Here is a 25,011-nt window from a genome sequence, read left to right on the forward strand (position 1 = left end):
CCGTGTCCAAAAAGTCGCTAGACATCACAACTTTAGCCAAGAAGGCCTTGTGCTCTACGGCGTCAACCTAGCGGCCGTGGTCCTGCCCTGGGCCACCTGCCTCCTCGTACTAATCTGGAATCACCGCGTGTTCCACATTCACGAAAGCGCAGGTGCGCTGGGTCAGGCCGCTGGCAAGATCGCTGCTGCCTTCGCCCTCACAGCCGCTCTCTGGGGAGTCGGCGCACTACTTCTCAAGGACGGCTTCGTCGAGACAGCCACTGCCGGATCGATCCTGTCCGAACTCCCTCTGCGCTACGTCCCACCAGTCGTGGCCACTCTGCTCCCGCTCGAACTTGCACCGACCACGTGGCTGACCTGGGCCCTCTACGAGTGGGCCGGCACTCTATTCTGGATGTACGCAGCGTGGGTTGCTTACCGCATGTTTGCCACGCCGGCTAACCCTGAGGCCGCTGAGGCCCGCGAGCGTGCCCGCGCCATCCTGGAACAGGGCAGTGGTGACCACCTCTCCGCCATGACCCTGTGGAAGGGGAACCGCTACTTCTTTAACGACAGCAACTACGTGGCCTACCGCGTCCACAACGGGATTGCGCTCAGCCTCGGCGAGCCAGTAGGCAATGACCCGCAAGCCACCGCATCCGCCTTCGAGGACTTCGCGCGCGAACAAGGCTGGCGCCCAGCCTGGTACTCAGTACGGGAAAGCTTTACCCGTCCCGGCTTCCACTGCCTCGAAGTAGCCGAAGAAGCCGTCCTGGACACCTCTAACACCGAGTTCAAAGGCAAGAAATTCCAGAACATTCGCACCGCCCGCAACAAGGCCGGCAAAGAGGGCGTCACCACGCTGTGGACGGAGTGGAAGGACCTCGATCTTGCCACCCGCAACAAAATTGCCGAGCTCTCCGAAGAATGGGTCTCTGACAAAGCTCTCCCGGAGATGGGCTTTACTTTGGGCGGTGTTACCGAGCTGCGGGAGGAAGGCACCAAGCTACTGCTCGCGCTGGGGGAGGACGGCACGTTGCACGGCGTGACATCCTGGCTCCCTGTTCGTGAAAACGGCAGCGTGGTGGGCTACACCCTCGACGTCATGCGCCGCGCCGACCACGGCTTCAAAGGCGCTATCGAGCTGCTCATTTCTGAGGCCATGATCATCGCCGCCGGCGAAGGCTGCGCCTGGATTTCGCTCTCCGGTGCGCCCCTGTCAGGAACACCGGAGGAGCCCGGGCTTCTCGACGCCCTCCTCACCCGCCTCGGCGAAGAAATGGAGCCCCTCTACGGCTTCCGCAGCCTGGCCGCCTCCAAGCACAAATTCCAGCCGGAAGAACACAAGTGGTACCTGGCCTACAACGATGAGCTGGCACTGCCCGCCATTGGACTAGCCGTTGTACACGCCTACGTGCCCGACATGCGCGCAGCTGACGCCGCCCGAGCTGTGAAGACGTGGTTGGCTGAGCGCAAGCAAGCCAAAGCGGAGCAAAGCGCAACGGAACCCAGCAAAGCAGATCCACGCTAAGACCAGTGTGTTGACAGAACCTCGTGCACACCTTCGGGCACAATGTTCTCATGTCGAAGTTCTCTGAGGTCCTAGACCAGCTGCGTGAAAACCAACCAAAGGCAAAGTATGGCATTGCCTTTGAGAAGCTGATGGTCAACTATTTCAAGACCGACCCGACCTTGAAGAACCAGTTCGACGAGGTCTGCCGCTGGACGGATTGGCGCTACAACGGTGGTAAGGCGGATACCGGCATTGACCTGGTGGCCCGCCGGGTGGATGACGGCACGTGGACCGCCATCCAGTGCAAGTTCTATGACTCCAAGGCGCGCATCCAGAAGTCCCACCTGGATTCCTTCTTCGAGGCCTCTGGGCATTCCTTCGAAACGGAAGAAGGCCGCCAGCACTTCGGCAGCCGCCTGATCATCTCCACCACGGACCACTGGTCCTCCCACGCGGAGGACGCCCTGGCCAACCAGATTATTCCGACCAGCCGCATTGGCATCTCCGCCATCGCGGAGTCACCCATCAACTGGGACGTGGCCTTCCCCGGCTCGGAGGTGCGCGATAAGACCATCCAGATCAACCTCTCCCAACGTGAGACGTTTGAGCCCCGCCCGCACCAGCAGGCGGCGATCGACAAAGCCATTGAAGGCTTCAAGACCCATGACCGCGGCAAGCTCATCATGGCGTGCGGTACCGGCAAAACCTTTACCGCCCTGCGCCTTGCGGAGCGCGTCGCTGAGGACAACGGCGGCAAAGCCCGCATCCTCTTCCTCGTGCCGTCCATCTCCTTGCTCTCCCAAACTCTGAAGGAGTGGACCGCCCAGGGCCGCCTCGACATGCGCGCCTTCGCGGTGTGCTCCGATAGCAAGGTTTCCAAGAAGGCCGAAGACATCGCCGTCTACGACCTTGAAGTCCCAGTTTCTACCGAAGGCAAGGACATCACCACGCGCTTTGAATCCGGCAAGCGCGCCAAGGGCCTCAACATCGTCTTCTCCACTTACCAGTCCATCCAGGCGGTGCACGATGCCCAGCAGGTAGGCCTCGATGATTTCGACCTCGTCATCTGCGATGAAGCCCACCGCACCACCGGCATCACCTTGGCCGGGGAGGATGCCAGCAACTTCGTCCGCGTCCACGATGCCGACTACATCAAGGCAGCCAAGCGCCTCTACATGACAGCCACCCCACGCCTTTATGACGAAGCCGTCAAGGGCAAGGCCGAAGAGCACTCCGCGGAGCTGGCCTCCATGGATGATGAAGCCATCTACGGCCCGGAGTTCTACCGCCTCGGCTTCGGTGAAGCCGTGGACAAGGGCCTACTCACGGACTACAAGGTGCTTGTCATGACCGTGGATGAATCCGTGGCTGCCCAAGCCATGGCCCACAGTGAGAACAACCAGGTCAACCTTTCGCTGGCGTCTGCCATGATTGGCGCCTGGAACGGCCTGGCCAAGCGCTCCGGCGAATTGCAGGGCAAGAAGGGCGGCTTCGACGAGGACGCCCAGCCCATGCAGCGCGCGGTAGCCTTTGCTAAGGACATCAAGACCTCCCAACTCATTGCGGAGACTTACCCCTCGCTCATCGGCACCCACCAGGAACTGCTCAAAGAAAAGGCAGTGCTTAACGACGTCTCCCTGACCAACGTCGACCTCCACGTCACCGCCCAGCACGTCGACGGCGGCATGAACGCCATGGAGCGCGGCACGAGGCTGTCCTGGCTGGAATCCCCAGCAGGGGAGCACGAGTCTCGCATGCTCACCAACGCGCGCTGCCTTTCTGAGGGTGTGGACGTCCCAGCCCTGGATGCCGTCATCTTCTTCAACCCCCGCAACTCCATGGTGGACGTGGTCCAGTCCGTCGGCCGCGTCATGCGCAAGTCTGAGGGCAAGGATTACGGCTACATCATCCTGCCCGTCGCCGTAGCCAGCAATGTCTCCCCAGCAGAAGCACTCAACGACAACCAGCGTTTCAAGGTTGTTTGGCAGATCCTCAACGCGCTGCGCGCCCACGATGATCGCTTCAACGCGAAGATTAACTCCATCGCCCTTAACGGCAGTAAAGAACCAGACCTTCCCATCATCCCAATTCCGGTCAATCCGATTCCCGATGATCCGAACGCCAGCAAAGACGCAGAAGAAGACCCGCGGGATAAGCTCAACGCGAGCGATGCTGAGCGCTCTTCGGATAGCTCTTCCGCGTGGGAGGACTCATCTGCCGTTACTCGACAGATCGCGCTGTTCTCTCTGGAGGAGTGGCAAGAAGCCATCTACACCAAGCTGGTGGACAAGGTCGGCACTCGCACCTACTGGGAGGACTGGGCAGACGACGTCGCCACCATCGCGGAGAACCAAAGCACCCGCATCAAGGCGCTACTCGATGGCGCCGATGGAACCCTGCGCACCGAATTCGACAGCTTCGTCGAAGGCCTGCGCAATAACCTCAATGATGGCATCAGCGAAGAAGATGCCATCTCGATGCTCTCGCAGCATCTGATTACGGCACCGGTCTTCAACGCGCTCTTTGAGAACCATGACTTCATCACCCACAACCCCGTGGCCCAGGTCATGGAGAAGATGGTAAAGGCACTGTCCAAGGCAAACCTCGATACCGAAACCGAGTCCCTGGAGAAGTTCTACGAGTCCGTTCGCGTTCGTGCTTCTGAGGTGAATTCCGCTTCAGGCAAGCAGCAGGTCATCAAGGAGCTTTACGAGCGTTTCTTCCGCAAGGCCTTCAAGAAGCAATCTGAGGCCCTTGGCATCGTTTACACCCCAGTTGAAATCGTCGACTTCATCCTGCGCGCCGCCGACGATGTATCCAAGAAGCACTTCGGCAAGGGACTGACCGATGAAGGCGTGTGCATTCTCGACCCCTTCGCCGGCACTTCCACCTTCACAGTCCGCCTCCTGCAGTCCGGCCTCATTAAGCCGGAGGACCTCGCTCGCAAGTACGCCAATGAGCTCTTCGCAACCGAGATCATGTTGCTGGCCTACTACGTCTCGGCTGTCAACATCGAGACGACCTACAACGCCCTACGCGAAGAAGCAGCCCTGCGCAACGGTGAACCTGCACCTGAGTACGTCCCCTTCACCAACATCGCGCTAGCCGATACCTTCCAAATCCACGAGGAAGGCGATATCCCGGACCTCAATATCTTCCGCGAGAACAACGAGACTATCGAGCGCCAGAAGCAAGCGCCCATCAACGTGGTAATTGGTAATCCGCCGTACTCCGCAGGGCAGAAGTCCGCGAACGACCTCAATGCGAACCTGAAGTACCCGAGCCTGGATAAGCGCATTGCGGAGACGTATGCGGCGAGGTCGACTGCGCAACTGAAAAACTCGTTGTATGACTCGTATCTGCGTGCATTCCGCTGGGCTACCGACCGCATTGGTGACCAAGGAGTCGTCGCATTCGTCTCCAATGGCGGCTGGATTGATGGAAACACTGGTGACGGCGTGCGACTATCCATGGCCGAGGATTTCACTGACCTGTATGTGTTTAACTTGCGGGGCAACCAGCGAACCGCTGGCGAACAATCGCGAAAGGAAGGCGGAAAGGTCTTTGGTTCCGGTTCCCGCAATACTGTAGCGATCACGATCGGAGTAAAAGACCCTTCGAAATCTGCTTTCGACCTGCATTATCGAGATATTGGCGACTACCTCACAGCGGAAGAAAAGCTCCGTATCGTAGATGCCTCCTCGGTAGAGAATGTGGACTGGCAATCGATTTCTCCGAACAAAGAAGGTGACTGGTTGAGCCAGCGCTCTGAAGAGTTCTCAACTTGGCCGGTTCTCAGCGCGAAGAATGAAGGCATCGCGAAGAACAAGTTTTTCGTTTTGAACAGTGGAGGAGTTGCAACTGCCCGTGATAGTTGGGCGTACGCGTTTGAACGGAGAAGCTTAACTAGCAAGGTAAAATCCTCACTGGATTTCTTTAACCAGATTGGTGATGCTAAGCATTTAGACCCCGCAAGGATTAAATGGTCTTCACGATACGATCAGCTCAAGAAACGGGGCATAAGGCTTTCCTTCGACGAGCGAGACTGCAGGGGAGGACTGTATAGGCCGTTTTGTCGCCAACACCTGTACTTTTCTTCGGACTTTAATGATCGTCGTGGCCAACTTCCATCGATGTTTCCAACCTCAGAGCACCGAAACATAGGGTTCTACGTAGTTAACCCCGGAAGTGCGAAGCCGTTCTCCGCGTTAGCGACCGATTTGATTCCTGATTTGGCAATGTGGGGAAGTAACGCGGGCCAATACTTTCCCCGCTTCATCTGGGCCGCCGTCGAAGCGGATGACGGTGGGCTGTTCGGTGAGGGAGGCGTCGTTAAGCAAGGTGAAGCCAGCGTCTACGGTTCGATTGGCGAGGTCGTCGACGGCTACGTGCGCGTGGACAACATCACTGATGAGATTAAGGCTCTCTACCGTGATGCGCTGGGGTCAGACATCACGGGTGATGACATTTTCCACTTTGTCTACGGCAAGCTGCACGACCCTGGCTACCGAACGAAGTACGCGGCTGACCTGAAGAAGATGCTCCCGCATATTGAGACGCCGAGTTCGCGTGCGGAGTTCGACAAGTTCGCGGCTGCCGGGCAGGAGCTGATGTCCCTTCACGTCAACTACGAGACCGTGGATCCGTGGCCGTTAGACATTCAGGTCACGGGTGATGAGGCTGACCGTGAGACGTGGCGCGTGCTCAAGATGAAGTGGGCCAAGCGCAAGGACCCGGAGACAGGCAAGAACGTCAATGACGTGACGAAGCTGATCTACAACAAGCGCGTGACCATCGCCGGTATCCCGGAAGAAGCCGACGAGTACATGCTGGGCTCACGCTCGGCAGTCGCGTGGCTGATTGACCGCTACCAGGTCAAGAAGGATAAGGCTTCTGGCATCGTCAACGACCCTAACGATTGGGCCGATGAGGTTGGAAACCCGCGCTACATCGTGGACCTGATTGGGAAAGTCGTGCGCGTGGCGATGGAGACAGTGCGAATCGTGGATGGGCTGGGTTCCGAATAGCGATGCAATAAGCTGCGCCCGGTTACTCGTGGCTGCGGCTCATCCCGCTCAGGACTCCTGGATGATCAGGGTCCGCAAGCTTGGGTGGGGGCGTCGCCAAGCACTGCATAAGTATCAAGGTTTTGGACTTGGCACCTGGAGCCCAGCACCTAGGGTCGAGACCTAGAACAAATAGTTCGGCGCGAAGTGCGCGACGATGGGAATCACCGACGCGATCGAAAGCACGAGTGCGATGATGGCGTTGCGCTTGCGTTCGGGAACGTCAGAGTCAAGCGATGCGATGGCGATGAAGGCAAAGAGGGGCGCGAGAAAAGGCGTTGCAAACCACAGCCCGATGAACGCGAAAAGGCCGAAGAATCCGAACATGTAGGACGCGGCCCCATCAGGGCCTGATGCAGCGCTGTCTGCTAAGAGCAAGGAAAGGAATCCCAGCGCCCAGCTCCCCAGAAGGATAGCGGAGCCCCATAGGGCGAGTTTCTCGTTGAAGATTCCTGCTAAGCCGCGGCGTGGAGGAAGCTCAGATTCCTTGGGCTCTGCGGGCCGCTGTGGCTCATTGGGGAAGTGAGGATCGATGGAGGGCTGGTCCATGGGGCTATCCTTCGTCGGCATTAGTCTTTGGCGCTGTCATTGGCTGAGGTTGTCAAGGCCTCGACATCACAGAGACCGCACCTAAAACATGTATTTTGGTCCGAAGTAGACAACGATGGGCACTATGCTCAGTATCGCCAGCACGAGTGCGATTCTGGCGTTGCGTTTGCGTTCTGGCACGTCAGAGTCGAGTGATGCGATGGCGATGAAGGCAAAAAGCGTCGCAAGGAAAGGCGTTGCGATACACAGCCCGATGAAGGTGAATATGCCGAGGAAGCCAAACATGTAGGACGCGGCATCATCAGTGCCTGATGCAGCGCTGTCGGCGATGAGCAAGGAGAGCAACCCCAGTGCCCAGCCAGCCAGAAGGATAGCGGAGCCCCACAGGGCGAGTTTCTCGTTGAAGACTCCTTCCCAGCCGCGGCGTGGAGGTAGCTTCGAGGCTTTGGGCTCTTGGGGTGCGTTGGGGTCTTGAGATGCCTTGGGTGCGTTGGGTTCGGCAGGCTGCTGTGGCTCGTTGGGAAGGTGTGGGTCGATGGTGGGCTGGTCCATGGCGCTGTCCTTCGTCGGTGTCGTGATCACCTGATGGGGTGGTGGCGATGTGAAGCGCAGTTTAGCAGCGGTTGCTGCTGTTGGGAGCGGTTGTTGGGGAGTTGCGTCAGTGGTGTGGCAAAAGAGTTCAATGTTTCGTGTGTTGCTTCAGTGATTAGTGTTAAAGCGGAGGTAGTGTGGCGCGCATGAGCCATGCACGTCGCCTTGTTACCGCCGCCGTTACCGCAGTAGCGGCCGTGGCACTGTCCGTATCCACCGCCGTTGCCATTCCGTCCTACGCACCATCCGGTGTGGATGTCTCCGGAAATAACCACGCGTCCCTTCGCGGAATCGATTGGGATGCCGTGAAGTCCGATGGCCAGTCCTATGCCTTCGTGAAGGCCACCGAGGGCGTCGGCTTTGTCAACAACCACTTCGTGCGCGATGCCAATGCCGCAGCAGCCGCTGGACTGAAGGTCGGCGCCTACCACTACGCGCGCCCGGCCGGCGACGCCAAGCAGCAGGCGGCTAGCTTCGCCTCCCAAATCGCGCTGGTGCCGACGCAGACCCTGCCGCCGGTGCTCGATATCGAGGTGGATGAGGGACTGAATGCCGACCAGCTTGCTGACTGGATTGATACCTTCATGACGGAGGTCAAGTCCCTGACCGGCCGTACGCCGATGCTGTACACCTACAAGTACTTCTGGATGGGCCAGATGGGTAACACCACGCGCTTCTCCGAGTATCCGTTGTGGCTGGCGGCCTACCAGGACACCGCACCGGACCCGGTCGGTGGCTGGGACAAGCTTGCCTTCTGGCAGCGCTCCGGTAGCGGACGCGTGGCCGGCATTGAGACTGACGTTGACCTGAACCTCTTCAACGGTACTGAGGCGCAGCTGCACTCTTTCTCTGCTGGCAATTACATCGACTTCGGTGGAATCTTGGATGACCTGGTCATTCCGGGCGTGGACCTGGGTGATGATGCCGGCGTGCTGATTGCTGGAATCCTGGCGCTGGCAGCAGGTGCGGCGGCCGTTCCTGCCGTGGCCGATGCCGCGAAGGATGCGGGTCTAGACGTGGATCCGACCGGGCTTGTGAAGCAGGCAGAGAAGCTGCTCAACACCGGCGCTATTAGCGTTGATGACCTCAAGAGCCTGGCAAATAACGACGCCACCGTCGGCGACCTAGCCATCTTCCTGGATAACGCGCAGCACCTGCAGGACTTTGATGCCAACAACGTCAGCGAGCAGGACGTGGAGAATGCCAGCCGTGCTGCACGCAGTGCTGGTCACGCCGCGGGTGTGGAGATCCCGGCATTTGATTCCAAGCAGGTGGCGGACCTGCTCAAGAGCCTGCGCTAATCGTCGGCGGTTGCCGGGGCGTCGTGGCGGGGGCTCGCGCCGGTAAAGAAGCGGCGGGTCCAGGATTCGTCGCGGAAGTGTGCGGGCACCGCACCGGAGAGGAGCGGCTTGGCCAGGGCGGCGGCTTCGGGGGAGCCGTCGTGGGGCAACTCGGTATCGGAGCCGATGAGGATGATGTTGCCGTAGCGCCGACCCTTAAGCATGGGAGGGTCGGCGATAACGGCGACGTGTGCAAAGACCTCCGCCATTCCAGCTAGTTCCGCCTTCGCGCCCTGGAGATCGGAGTGGTCGCCGCAGTTGGCAACGTAAAGACCGCCGGGGGATAGGGTGGCGTGGGCGTGCTGGAAGAACTCTTCGGTGGTGAGAGGCTCCGGTGTGATGGCGCCGGCGAAGACATCCCGAATGATGACGTCGAAGCGGTTCGGCGGGAAACCTTCGGTGACCGCGCGTGCCTCGCCGGCGCGGATTTTCACGCGGGGAGCAGAGGGGATATCGGCCAGCTCACGGATGAACTCGGCCAGTTTGGCGTCGAGTTCGACGACCGTGTTGTGGGAATCCGGCCAGAGATTCGCGAAGTAGCGGGGGAGAGAACAGCCACCGCCGCCCAGGTGGAGCAGGCGCTTGCCAGGGGCGAGGTTCTCCACCGCGGCGGCAATCCAACGCATGTACTCGAACTCGAGGGTGCGCGGCTCATCGGGGATGAGGTGTGAGGATGGCACGCCATTGACGTTGAGGATGAAGGCACCGTCGCGGAAAGGATCCGGCTCGACGACGAGTTCGCCGGTGGAAATCTCGTAGGTGCCCGCGATGGAATTGGTGGTGTTGCGCTTTCTGCCCATAGTGCCTCTTAGCTTAGGGAATAGGCTGCGTGGTTCGTGTGTTGGGGTATGAGGTGCACCGCGACTAGCCTTGGTGGGCGATAACGAAACGAGAAGGGGAGAGCATGCGAGTATTGGTAGCCATGTCCGGCGGCGTCGATTCCTCGGTCGCAGCCGCGCGTGCGGTGGAGGCGGGCCACGACGTCATTGGTGTGCACCTGGCCCTGCACAAGGATGCGCAGCAGACACGTGAGAAGGCACGCGGCTGCTGCTCCTTGGAGGATTCCGCCGATGCCCGTCGCATCTGCGACAAGCTCGGCATTCCTTTCTACGTGTGGGACTTCTCTGAGGAGTTCAAGGAAGCCGTCATCGGCGATTTCGTGGACTCCTATGCCCGCGGTGAGACCCCGAATCCCTGCCTGCGCTGCAATGAGAAGATCAAGTTCGCGGCGCTACTGCGCAAGGGGATGGCGCTGGGCTTCGATGCGGTGGCCACGGGCCATTACGCCACAATCGACGATGATGGCTACATGCGCCGCTCCTTGGACGAGAACAAGGACCAGTCCTATGTGCTGGGTGTTATCACCAAGGAAGAGCTGGATCACTGCTTCTTCCCGATTGGCGATACCCCGAAGCCGCAGATCCGCGAGGAAGCCAAACGCCATGGCTTCTCCACGGCGGCCAAGCCGGATTCCTATGACATCTGCTTCATTCCGGACGGCAATACCCAGGCCTTCCTGGGCCGTTCCATCGGCCTGCGCCCCGGCATGATCGTGGATACCGAGGGCAATGAGCTCAAGGAACACGACGGCGCGTGGAACTACACCATCGGCCAGCGCAAGGGCCTCGACATCAAGACGCCGACTGCCGACGGCTCCCCGCGCTACGTCACCGACATCGACGCTGCCACCGGCACCGTCACCGTCGGATCGCGCGCCGACTTGGCCGTAACCCGCATTGAGGCCGATCGCCTGAAGTATCTGCACCCAGCGATGGAAGGTGACTTCGACTGCGAGGTGCAGGTGCGCGCCCACGGCTCTGTCGTTTCCTGCCGCGCTCACGTGGACCGCGAGGCCGACCGCATGACGCTGGAGCTGAACGAGCCGCTCTCCGGCGTGGCTCGTGGCCAGGCCGCCGTGCTCTATCTGCCGAGCCCGGATGAGCTGGGTGATATTGTCCTGGGCTCCGGCACCATCTGCGGGACTGAGTAGTTCTATCGAAGCACGCAGTCGGCGATGAGTCGGTCGAGGGCTCGAATATCGACTTTGGGCCCGATGTTGATTTTGAAGTGGCCAGCCCGTGTCCAGAGCTCCAGTTCAGCATTTACGTCCAGGAGCTTTCCGGCATTCTCCGTCGACCACATATTAATGGAGGAGTAAGGGAGAGAATAGATTTCGACTTTCTTTCCAGTGAGACCTTGAGAATCTCGGATAATCAATCGGTGGCTAGTGAAGACCGCTGCGTCTCGGACAGTTTTAAATGCGCAGATTGGCTTTTCGTTGGCTGCGAGAATTGACGGAATGTCGCTCGGAATCTCGCAAGGAGAATAGAAGGTCCAGCCAGAAAACTGTTCAAGTGCCACGGGAGTATCCTTTACTATCTGCGACTTAGTGGTTTGTGAATTGCATTATAGATGTCGCAGTAGTCTTTGATTCGGTATTAAAAGAAAAACATTCGGGAAGGAGAACAGATGACGGGATTCGCCCTTGGCCCCATGCCCGGTACCTCCATCGCAGAGGCCGCGGACATCATCATGGGGGAGACCGAGCTCCCTGCCATCCCGCAACTTCCCGAGCGCGGGTTGGGGTCGGATGCGGTGGGCCGCACGGCCAGCATGCTGGAGGCTATCTCCATCGACCGCGGCCCGCGCTCGTGGCGCATGACAGCGCGCCCGCAGCTGCTGACCCGGCGTACGTGGGACCGCTTGGAGCGCGATATCGACGAGGTCCAGGAAGTCTGGGGCGAAACCGTGCCCCGTATTAAGGTGCAAGCGCTCGGTCCCTGGTCGCTTGCGGCGAGCATTGAGCTTTCCGACGGCCACCGTGTCCTCACCGACCGCGGCGCCTTTAGCGAACTCGCGGAGTCACTTCTCTATGGCCTCCGCGCTCACGCCGCGGATGTTGCGCGCCGTTTCCACGGGGAGGTCGTCGTCCAACTCGACGAACCACTCCTCGCAGACGTTATCGCCGGCCGAATCCCCGGCACCACCGACTTCGATACCATTCCGGCGGTCCCAGATGAGGTAGCTCTTGAGCAGCTCCTTGTCTTCGAGGCCGACTACCTGCACGCCCCGCCGCTGTGGTCAGTCGCGCCTGCAGCCACGACTTTCCTCACGGATTTCCGTGGTCTGGAGACCCCGCGCCACCTAGACGGCTTGGGCGAGCACTTGAATGCCGGCCACCGCATTGGTCTGGGCCTTGAAGGCTCCGATGCCCGCGCGGAGGCCATTGCGCTGGCCCGGCATCTCGACCGCATCGGCATGCCGCGCGAGCTCCTCGTCGATTATTTCGACGTCTATCCTGTCAAGGCCTCTGCCAGATCCCTGCGCTCGGTTAACGAGACCGCCGGCATTCTCACCCGCGATGCTGGGGATCTCTAATTGAGCTTTCACCTGACCTAGGCCTCGAATATGAACCAGAACAGGCTAGATATCTATTGCAGCATGCTTTCTTTTGAAGGATAATCCCTGATTAAATCCCTCGTTGTCCTAGAGAAAGAACCACCTGCCATGCCAGAGTTCACAGCACAGGTTAAAGCGTTACGTTCGATGATCGAGTCCGGAGAGCTCGTCTCCGAAGATGCCGATGACCTAATCCAACTTGCCAAGCCAGGCGTCGTCCTTCCCTACTCCAACGGCACTCCCACCGAACATGGCTCGTACTTCGGAGGTAGACCGTATCTTCCGGAAGGTTCGACATGGCCCATTTCAAAGAACGGTCAGCCATTACTCCATATCATTCAGCTAAATTTTGCCGATATTGTCTGTCATGTGCGTGCGGAGGGGGCGTCGGAAAGCGAAGCAACTCTCGACGGATTGATTCCGGAGTCAGGAATTTTTCAACTCTTCGTCGGTGCTGATCCGTTCTTCGGCGGTTTCGATTCGGATTCGCCTGGCGATGGCATGGAAATTCGCTATATCCCTGAGCCTGCGGAAGGCTTTGGCAACCACAGCTTTCCTGGACCTCATACCGCGGAGCCTGCTGCCTTCGATGAAAAGCACGAGGATTTTTGTTCCCCGTTTAGCAAGGATCTTGGGGAGGTTATGAACTCTCCGATCTCCTTGTCTAGTGCAGTGGCAATGGTCCCTCCCACCGACTATGCAGTGTACGAGGCTTTGAAGTCTAGAAAAGGCGATGACTTTCTTGAAGAGTTTGATTACTTTGACGAGCTGGTTGAGTTGCGAGCCGCAGCCAGAAACCAAAGCGACATTATGCTTGGCGGTTTCCCAGCCTTCGCACAAGACCCTACGCAGCCTGAAGGGTACGTTCACTTCCTAGAAATCGATTCCACATATCTGGAAGAAGAAGAGCTTCCTTTCGAGGCCATGTGGGGTGACCTCGGTGTGGCCCACGTATTTCTGCACCCGGACGCATTGAAGAAAATGCAGGCTGGCGAGGCTGTCGTGTACCGCTCCGAAAACACTGGCAGGGCCGATGGTGCTGTCTTTTACTGGGATTGCGGCTAGTTTTGCTTCCCCAATTTCCCTTTTAATCAATCCTCCCCAGGCTGTCCGTCGCGGTGAAGTAGGCCTCCATATAAGGGATGACGAACTGGAGTTGGCCGTGTGCGGTGGGCTCGATCAGGTCGGCGTCGATAAGCCTTTGGCGCGTGGCCGACAGTGAGCGCACCGTCCGGTCCTGGTGAGCGGCGATGTTCTTGATTTCCGCCGTGCCGTTCTCCATAACCGCGCTCATCGCTTCGAGGAAGAGGCGCTGCGCTGGCGGAAGCGCCAGGGTAGCGGGCTGGTGGACCTGGGCGCCGAGAACCGAGATCGCCTCGGCTGACACTGCCGCGACGTCACCCTCCTCGATGCGGCTTCCACCCTCGCGCTGCGCCTTTCCCCAGGCCAATGAGCCCACCAGCTGCACCATGTAGGGGTAGCCTCGGGACAGCCGCACCGCAGCTGCAACCGCATCCTCGGTGAATTCGAGTCCGGACTGCGCCGCGGTTTCTGTGAAGGCCACCTTGGCGTTCGCGGGGGAGAGCGGCCCCAGAACGAACTTCTGCGCGCGGCGCAGGAAGGTCACACCCGGCAGGTCCAGCAGGCGGTTGACTCCCTGCGGAAGGCCCGCGGCGACAATAGCGACATCGAGCTCATCGCGCACCAAGTCTTGGTAGGTCACGGCCAGGGAGGTGAGGTCCTCGGCGTCTGCGTCCTGCACTTCATCGATGGTGAGCAGTACGCCAGTGCCTTTGAGCAGGCCTAAAAGCTCGCGCAGGCGGGTGTTCAACGTCGGTTTATAGGCTTCCTCGGTGTTGTGCTGGATGCCGATGGTTGCCAGGCCGCCAATACCGACGCGGTTGACCTTGCTCTTATCCGCCGGGGCAAGCTTGTCTATGATGCGCGGGATGGTGGTGTCCACGAGTTCCTCCACCAAGGAGCTGCGTCCCGAGGCCCGCAGGGTAATCCACCCGCGGCTAGAAGCGATATCTTCGAGCTCATTGAGCAAAACCGTCTTACCGATACCGCGGGCACCGCTGATGATGAGCGAGCGGCCCGGGCTGCCCGGCTGGGAGTCGAGTGCAGCCCGGAAGGTGTCGAGCACTGCCGTGCGCCCAACCCAAAAGAGTGGTGGAACGCCGAAGGTGGGGCGGAATGGGTTCTCATGTGGGGACATAGTCTCAATCCTAGGGCATTGGGAGATTTGGGAGACTTTTCTAAAAGCGGAGATTTGGGAGACTTTCGTCCCCCAGGTGGAATTAGGCGTCCCGCCCCGCCCGAATGGCGCCGACGATGTCAAAATCGCCGTTTATAGCTATAGGGTCACGCTGGGTGAGCTCCGCGAGCTTTTCCTGGACGCTGGGACGCGGCGAAAATTCAGGGCGTGAAGCTGTGGTCGTCAGGAGATCGCGCAGGTAGTTTTCCAAGGAAACTTCAGCGGCGTCAGCGCGCTTCTGAAGGGTGGCAATTACGGAGGGATTGACGTCGTGGATATGGACCGTGCGGTAAGCGGGAGCAGTCATAACGTCAGTCTACGGGAGGACTTAGATTGTGCTTGCGGGCTTCGAATCCATAGCCCGCCAGGCCACCGCACCGGCGTACACAGCACATGCGGCGACGAGGCCATACCACCAGAAGAAGTGGAGGTCCGCATTCCAGGGCAAGGTATATCCGATGAGCACGATGACGAAGGCAGTGATTGCTACGGAAACAACGCGCGAGACTGTCTTCCCTGGGGTGGTGAATGCCTTCCATGCGGACCATAGAAGGGAGGCGATGATAACGATCATGCTGATGGTGAGTAACACGGTGTCTCCTTAGGATCCGAGCTCGTCGAATAGAGCTTGGGCGAGGTCTTCGGTACCGGCGAGGGAATCGTTGTTGGCGAAGGCAGCGCGTTTGGTCTCTGGTTCGATGATGAGCATCGTCGAGTAACCGTATGTACCGCCGTTGTGCCAGTACCCAGCATTGTTTTCGCTGGGAGGCTGCCAGCCGTAGTCGGTATCGCCGTTGTCCATGAACCACTCGGCGAACTTGGCCATGTCACTTGCCGTGGAGCGGATGGCTCCCGCGGGTGCGGAGCCTTCCATCTCCCACGGCTCAGCGTGGCGGCCGGTGGGGGTTAGGCCGCGTGGAGCGTCGTCAGGTACTGAGCCCGGCGTCATGAGATAGGTCTCTGTCATGCCAACTGGCTCGAAGATGCGTTCTTTGAGCATCTGTTCATAAGGTTGCCCGTCAACGGTCTCGAGCATGTGGCCCAGGAGCCCATAGCCAAGGTTTGAATAGGATTCTTTACCGCGGTCTTTTAGTTCGGCCTCCGTGGCGGCAGCCACGATGTCCTCTACGGTCTCGCCTTCATAGGGGTTCGAGCCGGTGACACCCGAGGCGAGATTGCTGAGGAGGCTCGCGCTCGCCAGTCGCGGTAGGCCAGAGGTGTGGTCGAGCAATTCTTGGACGGTGACGTCAGCGACGGGCGCATCGCCAACATTGAGGACCTCGCCCACAGTGGTGTCAGTTCTCAGTTTTTCCTCTTCGACGAGCTGGTGGGCCAGTTCGCCAGTGAACATCTTGGTCACGGAGCCGATTTCGACCTCCGTGTGCTCGTCGCTGCCCAGTCCCGCAAAGGTGACCTTGCCGTCCTGGAGGGTAAAGGCAGTGAGGTTGTGGAAGCCGGACTCTGAGTGCTCTTTCAACTGGGCAGCTAAGGCTTCGTCACCAGTTTTGTCTTTTGCCAGGGTAATCCTTTGCGGCCCTGTGATGAGCAGGATGGCTGCAACGGCAATGGCAGCGATGACGGCTAGGGACATTCTACGCATTAGTGGTCCTCGCTCGCGGTGATGATGGTGAGAAGGGGGATAACTCGGGCGGGGCGGATGGAATACTCGCCGCCAGACTTCGTGGTCCAGCCGGCATGGGTCAGCGCGCTCAAGTGGTGGTAGGCGGTGCCGGTAGAGGAGACGATGTCTTCTTCGAGAAGCTCTGCGGCTGTCGCGGGTGCGGCGAGCAGGCGGCGCAGGATTTCGCCGCGGACTGGATGGGCAAGAGCGGATAGGCGCTCGAGGTTTTCTGCCCAATCCTCGTCGGTGACGAAGTTCGTGGGGCGCTGCCATTGATAGGCATAAGTGCGCTTGCCGACGTTTATGTTGCCGCCAAAGATGATGGAGCCGTCGGGAAGCTGCTCGTTGGGTGCGAGGGCGTCGACCAGCCAGTAGGCCGAGCCTTCTTCCGCGGTGGATGCGGGGCCGGCGTCGGTGGGCGTGGTGCGCCCCTCAAGCGCGGCGACGCGCGCTTCGAGTTCGGCGAGGCGTGCTTCGACTGTCGTTTCCATGGTTTCTAGAATTCCAGAACTCTAGAAAACTGGCAAGTGCTATTTGGGTGAGGGGGTGGGAGTTAAGAAATCATCGGCCACGCGGTGGAGACATCCGAGGCGTCCCGCCCGCGGCCTTCCAGGTACTTCTTGAAGGATTCGCGGTCCTTGTACCACTCGACGGCCTGGTACTCCATGAGCTCGTTGGTATCCATCTGGGCTAGCTCAGGGAAGTGCTGGCGCACCTGCTTCCAGGCCACGCGGGCGGCCGCGAGGGCGTCGGCAGTCGCCTCATGCGCGTTGCTCAATTCCACGCCGTAATGGGCGGAGACCTCCTCCAAGGTGCGCTTGCCCTTGCGCCACTTATCCTTAACGCGGTCGATAACGAAAGGATCGAACACCGGGCCGTTGACCGTGAAGTCCCCGGTCAGCGCGCGCAGTACGGAGAGATCGTAGGCGGCGTTGTAGACGATGAGCGTGAGCCCCTCGTCCCAGGCCTTATAGATGGAATCGACCGTCTCCTTGAGCACCTCCTCGTGGGGGCGACCTTCCGCGCGGGCCTTCTCAGTAGTGATGCCGTGAATCTTGGCGGCTTCCTCGGGGATCTCCACGCCGGGGTCAGCGAGCATTTCCCGCTTGTCTACTTCACGCCCGTCGATACGTACCAGGGCAGAGGTGACGATGCGGGCTTCTTTGGGCTTCACGGAGGTGGTTTCGAGGTCGAAGGAGAGCATGCGGGTGGCGTCGAAGTTCATGGACAACACTCTAGCGCCCGGCTCGGACACGCACTGTGGAAGTGCTGCAGAATGACGGACGAACTCTTGCAGAATGACCATCCGCAGGTCATAGGCATGTCCGGTAGCCCCGCTACACTAGTGACTCGTGAGTGATGCAGTAGATATCCAACGCGAATGGTCCGAGCTTGCCCAGGAAGTGCGCAAGCACCGTGAGTTGTACTACAACGGTGAGCCGTCAATCCCGGATGCGGACTTTGACGCGCTCTTCCAGCGCTTGCTGGCGCTTGAGGCGGAGCACCCGGAGCTGCAGACCCCGGATTCGCCAACCCAGCAGGTCGGTGCTGCGCCGGAAGGTGCTGTCGACATCGAGCACCTGGAGCGCCTGTACAGCTTGGACAACGTCTTCAGTGCGGATGAGCTGCAGGACTGGCTGGACCGCACGCCGGCCGAGGCTTATCTGACCGAGCTCAAGATTGATGGCCTGTCCATTGATTTGGTCTACCGCGATGGCAAGCTCGCCACGGCCGCCACACGCGGTGATGGTCGTGTGGGCGAGGACATCACCGCCAATGCACGCGTTATCCCCGATATCCCGCACGAGCTGACGGGTACCAAAGAGTATCCGGTGCCGTCCCTGGTGGAGGTTCGCGGCGAGGTGTACATGCGCCCGGATGAGTTTGAGGAGATCAACTCCGCGCGCCGCGAAGACGGCAAGCCCACCTTTGCCAACCCCCGCAACGCGGCGGCAGGCGGGCTGCGCATGAAGGATCCGGAGGACGTCAAGAAGCGCCGGCTCCACATGGTCTGTCACGGCATTGGCGCGCGCGAGGGATTCCAGCCCACCTCGCAGCACGATGCTTACAAGGCCCTAGAGGCTTGGGGATTTCCGGTGTCTCCCTATACCCAGCGGGTCACCACAGCCAAGGAGGTACAAGAGCGGGTCACGTACTGGGAGGAGCACCGCCACGATGCCTACTTTGAAATGGACGGGCTTGTCATCAAGGTCGATGACCTGGCCAGCCAGCGCGCCTTGGGCGCGACTTCGCGCGCGCCGCGCTGGGCTATTGCCTATAAATACCCGCCGGAGGAGGTCACCACCAAGCTGCTCAACATCGAGGTCGGTGTGGGACGTACCGGGCGCGTGACGCCTTTCGCCATCATGGAGCCGGTCTTCGTCTCCGGCTCGACCGTTTCCATGGCCACCCTGCACAACCAATTCGAGGTCAAGAACAAGAATGTCCTCATCGGGGATACCATCATCATCCGCAAGGCCGGAGAGATCATCCCTGAGGTCCTCGGCCCCGTTCTGGACAAGCGCGATGGCAGCGAGACTGAATGGGTCTTTCCGGAGAATTGCCCTGCCTGTGGTACGAAGCTGGCTCCGCAGAAGGAAGGCGACCAGGACTGGCGCTGCCCGAACACTCGTAGCTGCCCGGCCCAGCTGGCGGCACGCCTGGAATACCTGGCCTCCCGCAAGGCGCTCGACATTGGCGAGCTGGGGGAGAAGGCTGCCGCGGATCTGATTTCCTCCGGAGTGCTCAAGGATGAGGCGGACCTCTTCGATCTCGATGAACAAGCACTCCTCAAATCCTCGGTCTACACCACGCAGAAGGGCGCGCTCAATGCTTCGGGTAAGAAGCTGCTGGAGAACCTCAAGACGGCCCGCCAGGCTGAATTCTGGAGGGTGCTCGTCGCGCTGTCGATCCGCCACGTCGGCCCCATTGCGGCACGTGCACTAGCCACCCGCTTTGGCTCCATGGAAGTGCTGCGCGCAGCATCGGTCGAGGAGCTGGCGGATACCGATGGTGTGGGCACCATCATCGCGGAATCCTTCAAGCAGTGGTTCGAGGTGGATTGGCACGACAACATCGTGCAGAAGTGGACCGCCGCCGGGGTCACCATGGAGGAGGAAGCCAGCGATAAGCCGGCGCAGACCCTTGAAGGCATCACCGTGGTGGTGACCGGTACCTTGGAGAACTTCACTCGTGATTCGGCCAAGGAGGCCATTATCACCCGCGGCGGAAAGGCATCCGGTTCGGTGTCTAAGAAGACGAACTACGTCGTGGTCGGAGAGAATGCCGGATCCAAGGAACAGAAGGCCCGCGATCTGGGGCTGACCATCCTGGATGAAGAGGGCTTCACCCGTCTGCTGGAAACGGGCGAGGCATGAAGCTAGCCGCCTTCGACCTCGACGGCACCATCTACTTCGATGGGTATATGCCTGAGGAAGTCCCAGAGGCCATTGCGCAGTGGCGCGCTGCAGGCAACCTCGCCGTCGTGGCCACGGGTAAGTCGCCGCACTCGGCGCGGCGTGCGCTTGAGCCTTTCGGCGTCGAGTTCGATTACTTCCTGCTGTGCAACGGCACCGTCATTATGGATGGCGACTATGAGTTGCTCTATGAAAGCCACGTGCCGCCCGAAGTAGTCCGCGCTGTGTATGAGCGGGTTCGTGATATCCCGAAGCTCGACCTGTATTGCACGCGCTTGGAAGGCCCCGACGGCCACCTCGTGCGCAACGTGGAGGGCGTGCACAATCCCATCATCAGCGAGCCCGTTCCAGTTTCACCCGAGCACATCGAAAAAGAAGTCTTCCCCCTCGTCGCCGCCTGGACGCCGGGTAACCCAGAGCTACAGAAAGAGATTGCGCAGTGGGTGACGGACCGCTTTCCCGTCGGCACCGCGATGAACCGAAACTTCTTCGATATCACGCCGCCCGGCCACAACAAGGGCTTCGCCTTGACTTGGCTGCTTGAACATCTTAGCCGCGAGCGTTCCGAGATTGAGCTCATCACCTTAGGTGATGGTCACAATGACCTGCCTATGCACGCGCTTGCCGACGTCTCCCTGACCTTCCCCTGGGCGCAACCCGACATCCAGGAGGCGTGCACCGCGGTGGTGGACTCGGCCGTGAAAGGTCTAATACACTACGGGGCATGAAGATTGCGGCTTTGGACATGGATGGAACCGTTTACGTCAACGAAGACATAACTGAGGCCGTAAAGGAAGCCATCGCTGCGTGGCGGGCCGCTGGCAACCTCGCCATCTCCGCGACGGGCAAGTCCATCGCCAATGCACGCAACACCCTTGAGCCATTCGGCGTGGAGCTGGATTACCACGTGCTCTACAACGGCACCGTCATCACGGACGGCGATTACTCCATCCTCCACGAGGAGCACCTGCCCAGTGATATCGTCCAAGCCGTCATCGACCGTTTCACTGGGCTGCCGTTGAATATCTACCTCACAGGCTTGTCTGGAGCAGACCAGGTGGTGTGGGATGGGCTGGCTGGCCGGGAATCCTCGATGGTGGCGAATACGGAAGTGATGGATCCGGGGGACGTCGCCAAGCGCAGCACCGTTCTCATGTCCCTGTGGATTCCAGGCAACGCTGAGCTGCGCCGCGAGGTCGACGAGTGGGTCCGCGCGAATTGTGCAGTCGAGTCCTCGTTCAACTGCGACTTTTACGACATCATGCCGCCCGGGCACAACAAGGGCGAGGGCTTGACGCGGTTGCTTGGCCACCTCGGTCACGAAGGAGCTGAACTCTACACCTTCGGCGATAGCTTTAACGATCTCTCGATGCACTCCATCGCCACCGAGTCCTTCACGTTCCCGGGAACGCAGATTACCGACGAGGTGGACCACGTGGTTCCTGACGTCGCCGCGGGACTCAACGCATTGCTAACTAGGTGAGGAAGGCGCCCAAGATAGCGCCCAAGTCACCCAAGTGCTCGACCTCGGAGGCAAGGTAGTCCGGTCCGCCGACGCGGCCCATGACGACGACATACTTCGTGCCCACGAGGGGAGCGGCAGCCAGCGCGGATTCGATCAGCGTCCACGACTCAGGAATCCACGTGTCCTTCTCCGGATTGAGCACGCGCGCCGAGGTGATGTTGAGGTCGGTGGGGATCGAGCCGTCGTCGGCAGGCGCGGCGTCGGAGGCAGCAATGCGGCTGATCTTGTCGTCATTAGCAATGACGATGGCCCAATTGGAGGTCAGCGCCTTCGGGATTGCTGCACACACCTCCTTCATCGCGGCGGTGACGTTGCGTTGCGAAGCCACCTTAGCCAGCACGTGGATCTGCCCACGGCGGTCAACGCGTCCACTGAAGGGGCGGATGGAGTCAACTTCTACGCCCTCCACGGTCTGTGCAGCGGTGATGATCTCATCAGCCATGGTGGACTGGGGGAGATCGAGGACGATGTCATCCATGACCGTGCCGTCCGGGAAATTCTCCACGATATCCACGGAACGAATATCGGCCTCGATGCTGCCCATCGCGTTGGCGAGGAGGCCAAGGCTGCCGGGAGTGTCAGGGAGTAGGACACGGACGAGATACGACATATCGTTCTTTCTGGGGGAAGATGACTAGGTAGGGAAATCGCTGATGCGAATAGTTTGTACAACTTGATCGATGGTACCCAACGTATCGAATACTATTCAATAGCTTCAGTGGTGTGTAGGGGGAGGAGTGGTGGTGGCGTGGCACCAGCCGTGCAGTACCATGGGTGCTTAGCTATCAACCGTCTCAATGAATAAAAGGATGGAGTTCGCGTGTCTGATATTTCGCGTGACGAGGTCGCGCACCTGGCAAAGCTGTCGCGATTGGCCCTGAGCGAGGAAGAACTAAAACAGTTCGCCGCGCAGATCGACGAGATCGTGGACTCGGTGTCCGCGGTTGGCAAGGTCGAGGCTGAAGGTGTGGAGCCGATGTCGCACCCGCACTCCGTTAACGCCCCGATGCGTGAGGATGTCATCGTGCGCACCCTCACCGCTGAGCAGGCTCTGGATCAGGCGCCCGCGACCGAGGATGACCGCTTCATGGTTCCGCAGATTCTGGGTGGAGGAGACGAATAAGAATGGCACAATTCATTACGCCCACCGAGGGCATTACCGCACTGACCGCCGCCGAGCTGGCTGAGAAGATTCACTCCCGCGAGCTCACCTCCCGCGAAGTAACTCAGGCCTTCCTGGACCGAATCGCGGAGACCGATGGTGAACTCAACGCCTTCCTGCACGTTGGTGCTGAGGAAGCGCTGGCGGCTGCCGACGCCGTCGATAAGTCCCTCGACGCCGGCGAAGAACCAGCCTCTGCCCTGGCTGGCGTGCCGCTGGCGCTCAAGGACCTGCTGGTGACTACCGACGCCCCCACAACCGCCGCCTCCAAGATGCTGGAAGGTTGGGTCTCACCCTATGACGCCACGCTGGTGACCAAGCTGCGCGAGGCCGGTATCCCGATCCTGGGCAAGACGAACCTCGATGAGTTCGCGATGGGCTCCTCCAACGAGAACTCCGCCTACGGTCCGGCCCACAACCCCTATGACACCGAGCGCACCCCGGGTGGCTCCGGTGGTGGTACCGCGGCAGCCCTTGCTTCTGGTCAGGCTCCGCTGGGTATCGGTACCGACACCGGTGGCTCTATTCGCCAGCCGGCCGCTCTGACGAACACCGTGGGCGTAAAGCCGACCTATGGCACGGTGTCTCGCTACGGCCTCATCGCCGCTGCAAGCTCCCTGGACCAGGCTGGTCCGACCGCCCGCACGGTCCTGGATACCGCACTGCTGCACGAAATCATTGCCGGCCACGACTCCTTCGACGCCACCTCCGTGGACAAGCCGGTCGCGCCGGTAGTCGCCGCTGCCAAGGAGGGCGCTAACGGCGATCTGTCCGGCGTCAAGGTTGGCCTGATCAAGCAATTCGAGCGCGATGGCTGGCAGCCGGGCGTGATGGAGGCGTACCATGCAGCCGTTGAGCAGCTGAAGTCTCAGGGCGCAGAGATCGTTGAGGTCGACTGCCCGCACTTCGATGACGCTCTCGCTGCCTACTACCTCATCATGCCGTGTGAGGTCTCCTCCAACCTGGCCCGCTTCGACGGCATGCGCTACGGCCTGCGCGTGGGTGATGATGGAACCCACTCTGCGGAAGAGGTCATGTCCCTGTCCCGCGCGGCTGGCTTCGGCCCCGAGGTCAAGCGCCGCATCATGCTGGGTACCTACGCCCTGTCCGTCGGCTACTATGACGCCTACTACCTCCAAGCGCAGCGTGTTCGCACCCTCATTGCACAGGACTTTGAGCGTGCCTTCGAGCAGGTCGATGTCCTCGTTTCTCCGACCACCCCGACCACAGCCTTCAAGCTGGGCGAGAAGGTCGAGGACCCGATGGAGATGTACAACTTCGACCTGTGCACCCTGCCGTTGAACCTCGCCGGCGTGTGCGGCATGTCCGTTCCTTCCGGAATGGCATCCGACACCAACTTGCCCACCGGCCTGCAGATCATGGCACCGGCATTTAAGGATGACCGCCTGTACAAGGTCGGCGCCGCCTACGAAGCAGGGCGCAAGTAGTAGACACACTTCGGGCCAGCCCGTAGTGCGCATGAGCCGGGGTCTTTCACTGACGTGGGAGGCCGCCGGCCTTCGTCGTTTTATTCGACGGTGTGTGTTCGTTGGTTCGTAGTCTTTCTCTTTTCCTTTCGGTTTCCTTGGTCGGGTTTCGTCGTTTGAAACGACGAGTCTGGGTTCAGCCTCCGCGGAGTGTGTCTGAGTTCTTCGTCGTCTGGAACGACGGGGTTTAGAAGGGGATGTCGTCGCTGCCGGCATCAGCGTTGGTCTTGCTTTCATCCTTGGCTTCTGCTTTGGTTTTGGCTTGCTGTTGTGCGTAGTCGTCGAGTTCTTGTTTTAAGTGTTGGGCGTCTTCGCGTACGCGTTTCCTGGTGGCGGTGATGTGTTGGGCGACTGTTTGTGCCCACCGTTTCTGTTTTGGTGCTAGCGGCCCGTCGGCTTCGGTAATAGTCCAAGTGCCGTCTTCATATAGCCAGATGACATCCCCGCTGTAGGGGTCCAGCAGGTATTTGAGGCTGCCATCAGTTTTCATGTTGTGATGACCCTGGCATAAACACGCTAGGTTCTTCGGGTGGGTGGGCCCGCCTTCAGCCCAGTTATGCCGATGATCCAACTGGCTAAGGAAAGCTGGTTTGCCACAGCCGCCAACCCGGCAGGTCCCGTCACGGCCTTCGACATGTTTGCGCATGATGACTCCTGGTTGGTAGCCGTCTGCTTCGGCGACGTCACCGGTTAAGTCCCGGGTCTTATCATGCGGCATGGGCTTAGCCCGCCAGCCGAAGCCTTCAATAAAGGTTGGTGCATCCTCAATGTCGCAGGCCTGGTAGGTGTGTAACACCACGGTAGCTGGTGGCTTAATCTCACCAGAAAGCAGTTTTATGACTGCCTCCGGGATGGTGATGTCTTCCTTGGCGGCGGTGTGGTGGATGAAGGCGTCGAGTTTAATGCCGGTGTCTTCATCACAGTGCAGTTCCAGCCAGGCTGAGGTGCCGTTAGAAGAAAACCGGTATGTATTTTTAGGGCGGGTGTCCTGGTAGGCGATGGAGTTATCGAGGGTTTTGCAGATATCGCGGACTTTGCGCCTGATTTGACTGCGTGTGGGAAAAGCCTGATTGGGTTTAGAAGGGGTGAAGAAGTCAGCCAGGAGG

23 protein-coding genes are annotated in these 25,011 nt (G+C 59.9%); 11 read left to right on the forward strand and 12 right to left on the reverse strand.

Going from position 1 to position 25,011, the window contains the following annotated elements:
• Window positions 1-1,510, forward strand: a 1,510-nt coding sequence (locus tag HMPREF3056_RS11775; protein WP_141759877.1) for a bifunctional lysylphosphatidylglycerol flippase/synthetase MprF, incomplete at its 5' end; no start/stop codon positions are given.
• A 50-nt stretch (window positions 1,511-1,560) separates the two neighbouring features.
• Window positions 1,561-6,519: a DEAD/DEAH box helicase gene (locus HMPREF3056_RS11780; protein ID WP_070754933.1), complete on the forward strand. Its 4,959-nt coding sequence runs from the start codon at window positions 1,561-1,563 to the stop codon at window positions 6,517-6,519.
• A 162-nt stretch (window positions 6,520-6,681) separates the two neighbouring features.
• On the opposite strand, the gene HMPREF3056_RS11785 is transcribed toward HMPREF3056_RS11780, so the two are convergent.
• Both HMPREF3056_RS11785 and HMPREF3056_RS11790 read right to left on the reverse strand, forming a co-directional pair.
• Window positions 6,682-7,107, reverse strand: a complete 426-nt coding sequence (locus HMPREF3056_RS11785) for a hypothetical protein (protein ID WP_046649324.1) — start codon at window positions 7,105-7,107, stop codon at window positions 6,682-6,684.
• A gap of 81 nt (window positions 7,108-7,188) precedes the next feature.
• A complete protein-coding gene (locus tag HMPREF3056_RS11790; RefSeq protein WP_070754927.1) occupies window positions 7,189-7,659 on the reverse strand; it encodes a hypothetical protein in 471 nt (156 codons plus the stop codon).
• 185 nt (window positions 7,660-7,844) lie between these two features.
• Between HMPREF3056_RS11790 and HMPREF3056_RS11795 the strand changes: the two genes are divergently transcribed.
• On the forward strand, window positions 7,845-8,999 hold the full coding sequence (locus HMPREF3056_RS11795; RefSeq protein WP_046649326.1) for a glycoside hydrolase family 25 protein: 1,155 nt from the start codon (window positions 7,845-7,847) through the stop codon (window positions 8,997-8,999).
• Here HMPREF3056_RS11795 and HMPREF3056_RS11800 read toward each other — a convergent pair.
• The gene (locus tag HMPREF3056_RS11800; RefSeq protein ID WP_070754928.1) at window positions 8,996-9,838 is read right to left on the reverse strand and encodes a spermidine synthase; all 843 of its coding nucleotides are present in this window, start codon (window positions 9,836-9,838) and stop codon (window positions 8,996-8,998) included. The two genes, HMPREF3056_RS11795 and HMPREF3056_RS11800, sit on opposite strands and share 4 nt — an antisense overlap.
• A 104-nt stretch (window positions 9,839-9,942) precedes the next feature.
• Between HMPREF3056_RS11800 and mnmA the strand changes: the two genes are divergently transcribed.
• The gene (gene mnmA, locus HMPREF3056_RS11805; protein WP_049157234.1) at window positions 9,943-11,028 is read left to right on the forward strand and encodes a tRNA 2-thiouridine(34) synthase MnmA; all 1,086 of its coding nucleotides are present in this window, start codon (window positions 9,943-9,945) and stop codon (window positions 11,026-11,028) included.
• A 2-nt stretch (window positions 11,029-11,030) separates the two neighbouring features.
• Here mnmA and HMPREF3056_RS11810 read toward each other — a convergent pair whose 3' ends face one another.
• A complete protein-coding gene (locus tag HMPREF3056_RS11810; RefSeq protein ID WP_046649328.1) occupies window positions 11,031-11,399 on the reverse strand; it encodes a PH domain-containing protein in 369 nt (122 codons plus the stop codon).
• A 108-nt stretch (window positions 11,400-11,507) separates the two neighbouring features.
• Here HMPREF3056_RS11810 and HMPREF3056_RS11815 point away from each other — a divergent pair, with 108 nt between their 5' ends.
• The gene (locus HMPREF3056_RS11815) at window positions 11,508-12,416 is read left to right on the forward strand and encodes a uroporphyrinogen decarboxylase/cobalamine-independent methonine synthase family protein (protein WP_070515601.1); all 909 of its coding nucleotides are present in this window, start codon (window positions 11,508-11,510) and stop codon (window positions 12,414-12,416) included.
• Window positions 12,417-12,545: 129 nt separating this feature from the next.
• The gene (locus HMPREF3056_RS11820; protein WP_046649330.1) at window positions 12,546-13,502 is read left to right on the forward strand and encodes a DUF1963 domain-containing protein; all 957 of its coding nucleotides are present in this window, start codon (window positions 12,546-12,548) and stop codon (window positions 13,500-13,502) included.
• Between the two features lie 22 nt (window positions 13,503-13,524).
• On the opposite strand, the gene HMPREF3056_RS11825 is transcribed toward HMPREF3056_RS11820, so the two are convergent.
• The 6 genes from HMPREF3056_RS11825 to HMPREF3056_RS11850 all read right to left on the reverse strand — a co-directional run bounded on the left by HMPREF3056_RS11825 (window position 13,525) and on the right by HMPREF3056_RS11850 (window position 17,540).
• Entirely contained in the window at window positions 13,525-14,655 is a 1,131-nt protein-coding gene (locus tag HMPREF3056_RS11825; protein ID WP_046649331.1) for an ATP-binding protein, read from the reverse strand.
• Between the two features lie 82 nt (window positions 14,656-14,737).
• Window positions 14,738-15,001: a hypothetical protein gene (locus tag HMPREF3056_RS11830; RefSeq protein WP_049157232.1), complete on the reverse strand. Its 264-nt coding sequence runs from the start codon at window positions 14,999-15,001 to the stop codon at window positions 14,738-14,740.
• 21 nt (window positions 15,002-15,022) lie between these two features.
• Window positions 15,023-15,286, reverse strand: a complete 264-nt coding sequence (locus tag HMPREF3056_RS11835) for a hypothetical protein (protein ID WP_070681093.1) — start codon at window positions 15,284-15,286, stop codon at window positions 15,023-15,025.
• Window positions 15,287-15,295: 9 nt separating this feature from the next.
• Window positions 15,296-16,294 carry a serine hydrolase domain-containing protein gene (locus HMPREF3056_RS11840; protein ID WP_070754929.1) on the reverse strand — a complete coding sequence of 333 codons (999 nt, stop codon included), beginning with the start codon at window positions 16,292-16,294 and terminating at the stop codon, window positions 15,296-15,298.
• Entirely contained in the window at window positions 16,294-16,806 is a 513-nt protein-coding gene (locus tag HMPREF3056_RS11845; RefSeq protein ID WP_070681095.1) for an ArsR/SmtB family transcription factor, read from the reverse strand. The genes HMPREF3056_RS11840 and HMPREF3056_RS11845 overlap by 1 nt, the downstream gene beginning before the upstream one ends.
• Before the next feature lie 62 nt (window positions 16,807-16,868).
• Entirely contained in the window at window positions 16,869-17,540 is a 672-nt protein-coding gene (locus HMPREF3056_RS11850; RefSeq protein WP_070515611.1) for a 3'-5' exonuclease, read from the reverse strand.
• 127 nt (window positions 17,541-17,667) lie between these two features.
• Here HMPREF3056_RS11850 and ligA point away from each other — a divergent pair, with 127 nt between their 5' ends.
• Genes ligA through HMPREF3056_RS11865 form a run of 3 tightly spaced genes read left to right on the forward strand, consistent with a single transcriptional unit; the run spans window position 17,668 to window position 21,214 of the window.
• Complete coding sequence (gene ligA, locus HMPREF3056_RS11855; RefSeq protein ID WP_070515613.1) at window positions 17,668-19,692, forward strand: NAD-dependent DNA ligase LigA; 2,025 nt, start codon at window positions 17,668-17,670, stop codon at window positions 19,690-19,692.
• Window positions 19,689-20,459, forward strand: a complete 771-nt coding sequence (locus tag HMPREF3056_RS11860; protein WP_070511617.1) for an HAD family hydrolase — start codon at window positions 19,689-19,691, stop codon at window positions 20,457-20,459. Before ligA ends, HMPREF3056_RS11860 begins: the two co-directional genes overlap by 4 nt.
• Entirely contained in the window at window positions 20,456-21,214 is a 759-nt protein-coding gene (locus HMPREF3056_RS11865; protein WP_070511618.1) for an HAD family hydrolase, read from the forward strand. The genes HMPREF3056_RS11860 and HMPREF3056_RS11865 overlap by 4 nt, the downstream gene beginning before the upstream one ends.
• On the opposite strand, the gene HMPREF3056_RS11870 is transcribed toward HMPREF3056_RS11865, so the two are convergent.
• Window positions 21,207-21,866, reverse strand: coding sequence for an ACT domain-containing protein (locus HMPREF3056_RS11870; RefSeq protein WP_046649342.1), 660 nt, complete (start codon window positions 21,864-21,866; stop codon window positions 21,207-21,209). The genes HMPREF3056_RS11865 and HMPREF3056_RS11870 overlap by 8 nt on opposite strands.
• A gap of 210 nt (window positions 21,867-22,076) precedes the next feature.
• Here HMPREF3056_RS11870 and gatC point away from each other — a divergent pair, with 210 nt between their 5' ends.
• Both gatC and gatA read left to right on the forward strand, forming a co-directional pair.
• A complete protein-coding gene (gene gatC, locus HMPREF3056_RS11875; protein WP_046649343.1) occupies window positions 22,077-22,379 on the forward strand; it encodes an Asp-tRNA(Asn)/Glu-tRNA(Gln) amidotransferase subunit GatC in 303 nt (100 codons plus the stop codon).
• 2 nt (window positions 22,380-22,381) lie between these two features.
• Window positions 22,382-23,866, forward strand: a complete 1,485-nt coding sequence (gatA, locus tag HMPREF3056_RS11880) for an Asp-tRNA(Asn)/Glu-tRNA(Gln) amidotransferase subunit GatA (protein WP_070754930.1) — start codon at window positions 22,382-22,384, stop codon at window positions 23,864-23,866.
• Between the two features lie 226 nt (window positions 23,867-24,092).
• Here the strand turns inward: gatA and HMPREF3056_RS11885 are convergent.
• The coding region (locus HMPREF3056_RS11885) for an HNH endonuclease signature motif containing protein (protein ID WP_070754931.1) at window positions 24,093-25,011 on the reverse strand (919 nt) is incomplete at its 5' end.

This window comes from Corynebacterium sp. HMSC056F09, assembly GCF_001815785.1.
Lineage (GTDB): Bacteria > Actinomycetota > Actinomycetes > Mycobacteriales > Mycobacteriaceae > Corynebacterium > Corynebacterium hiratae.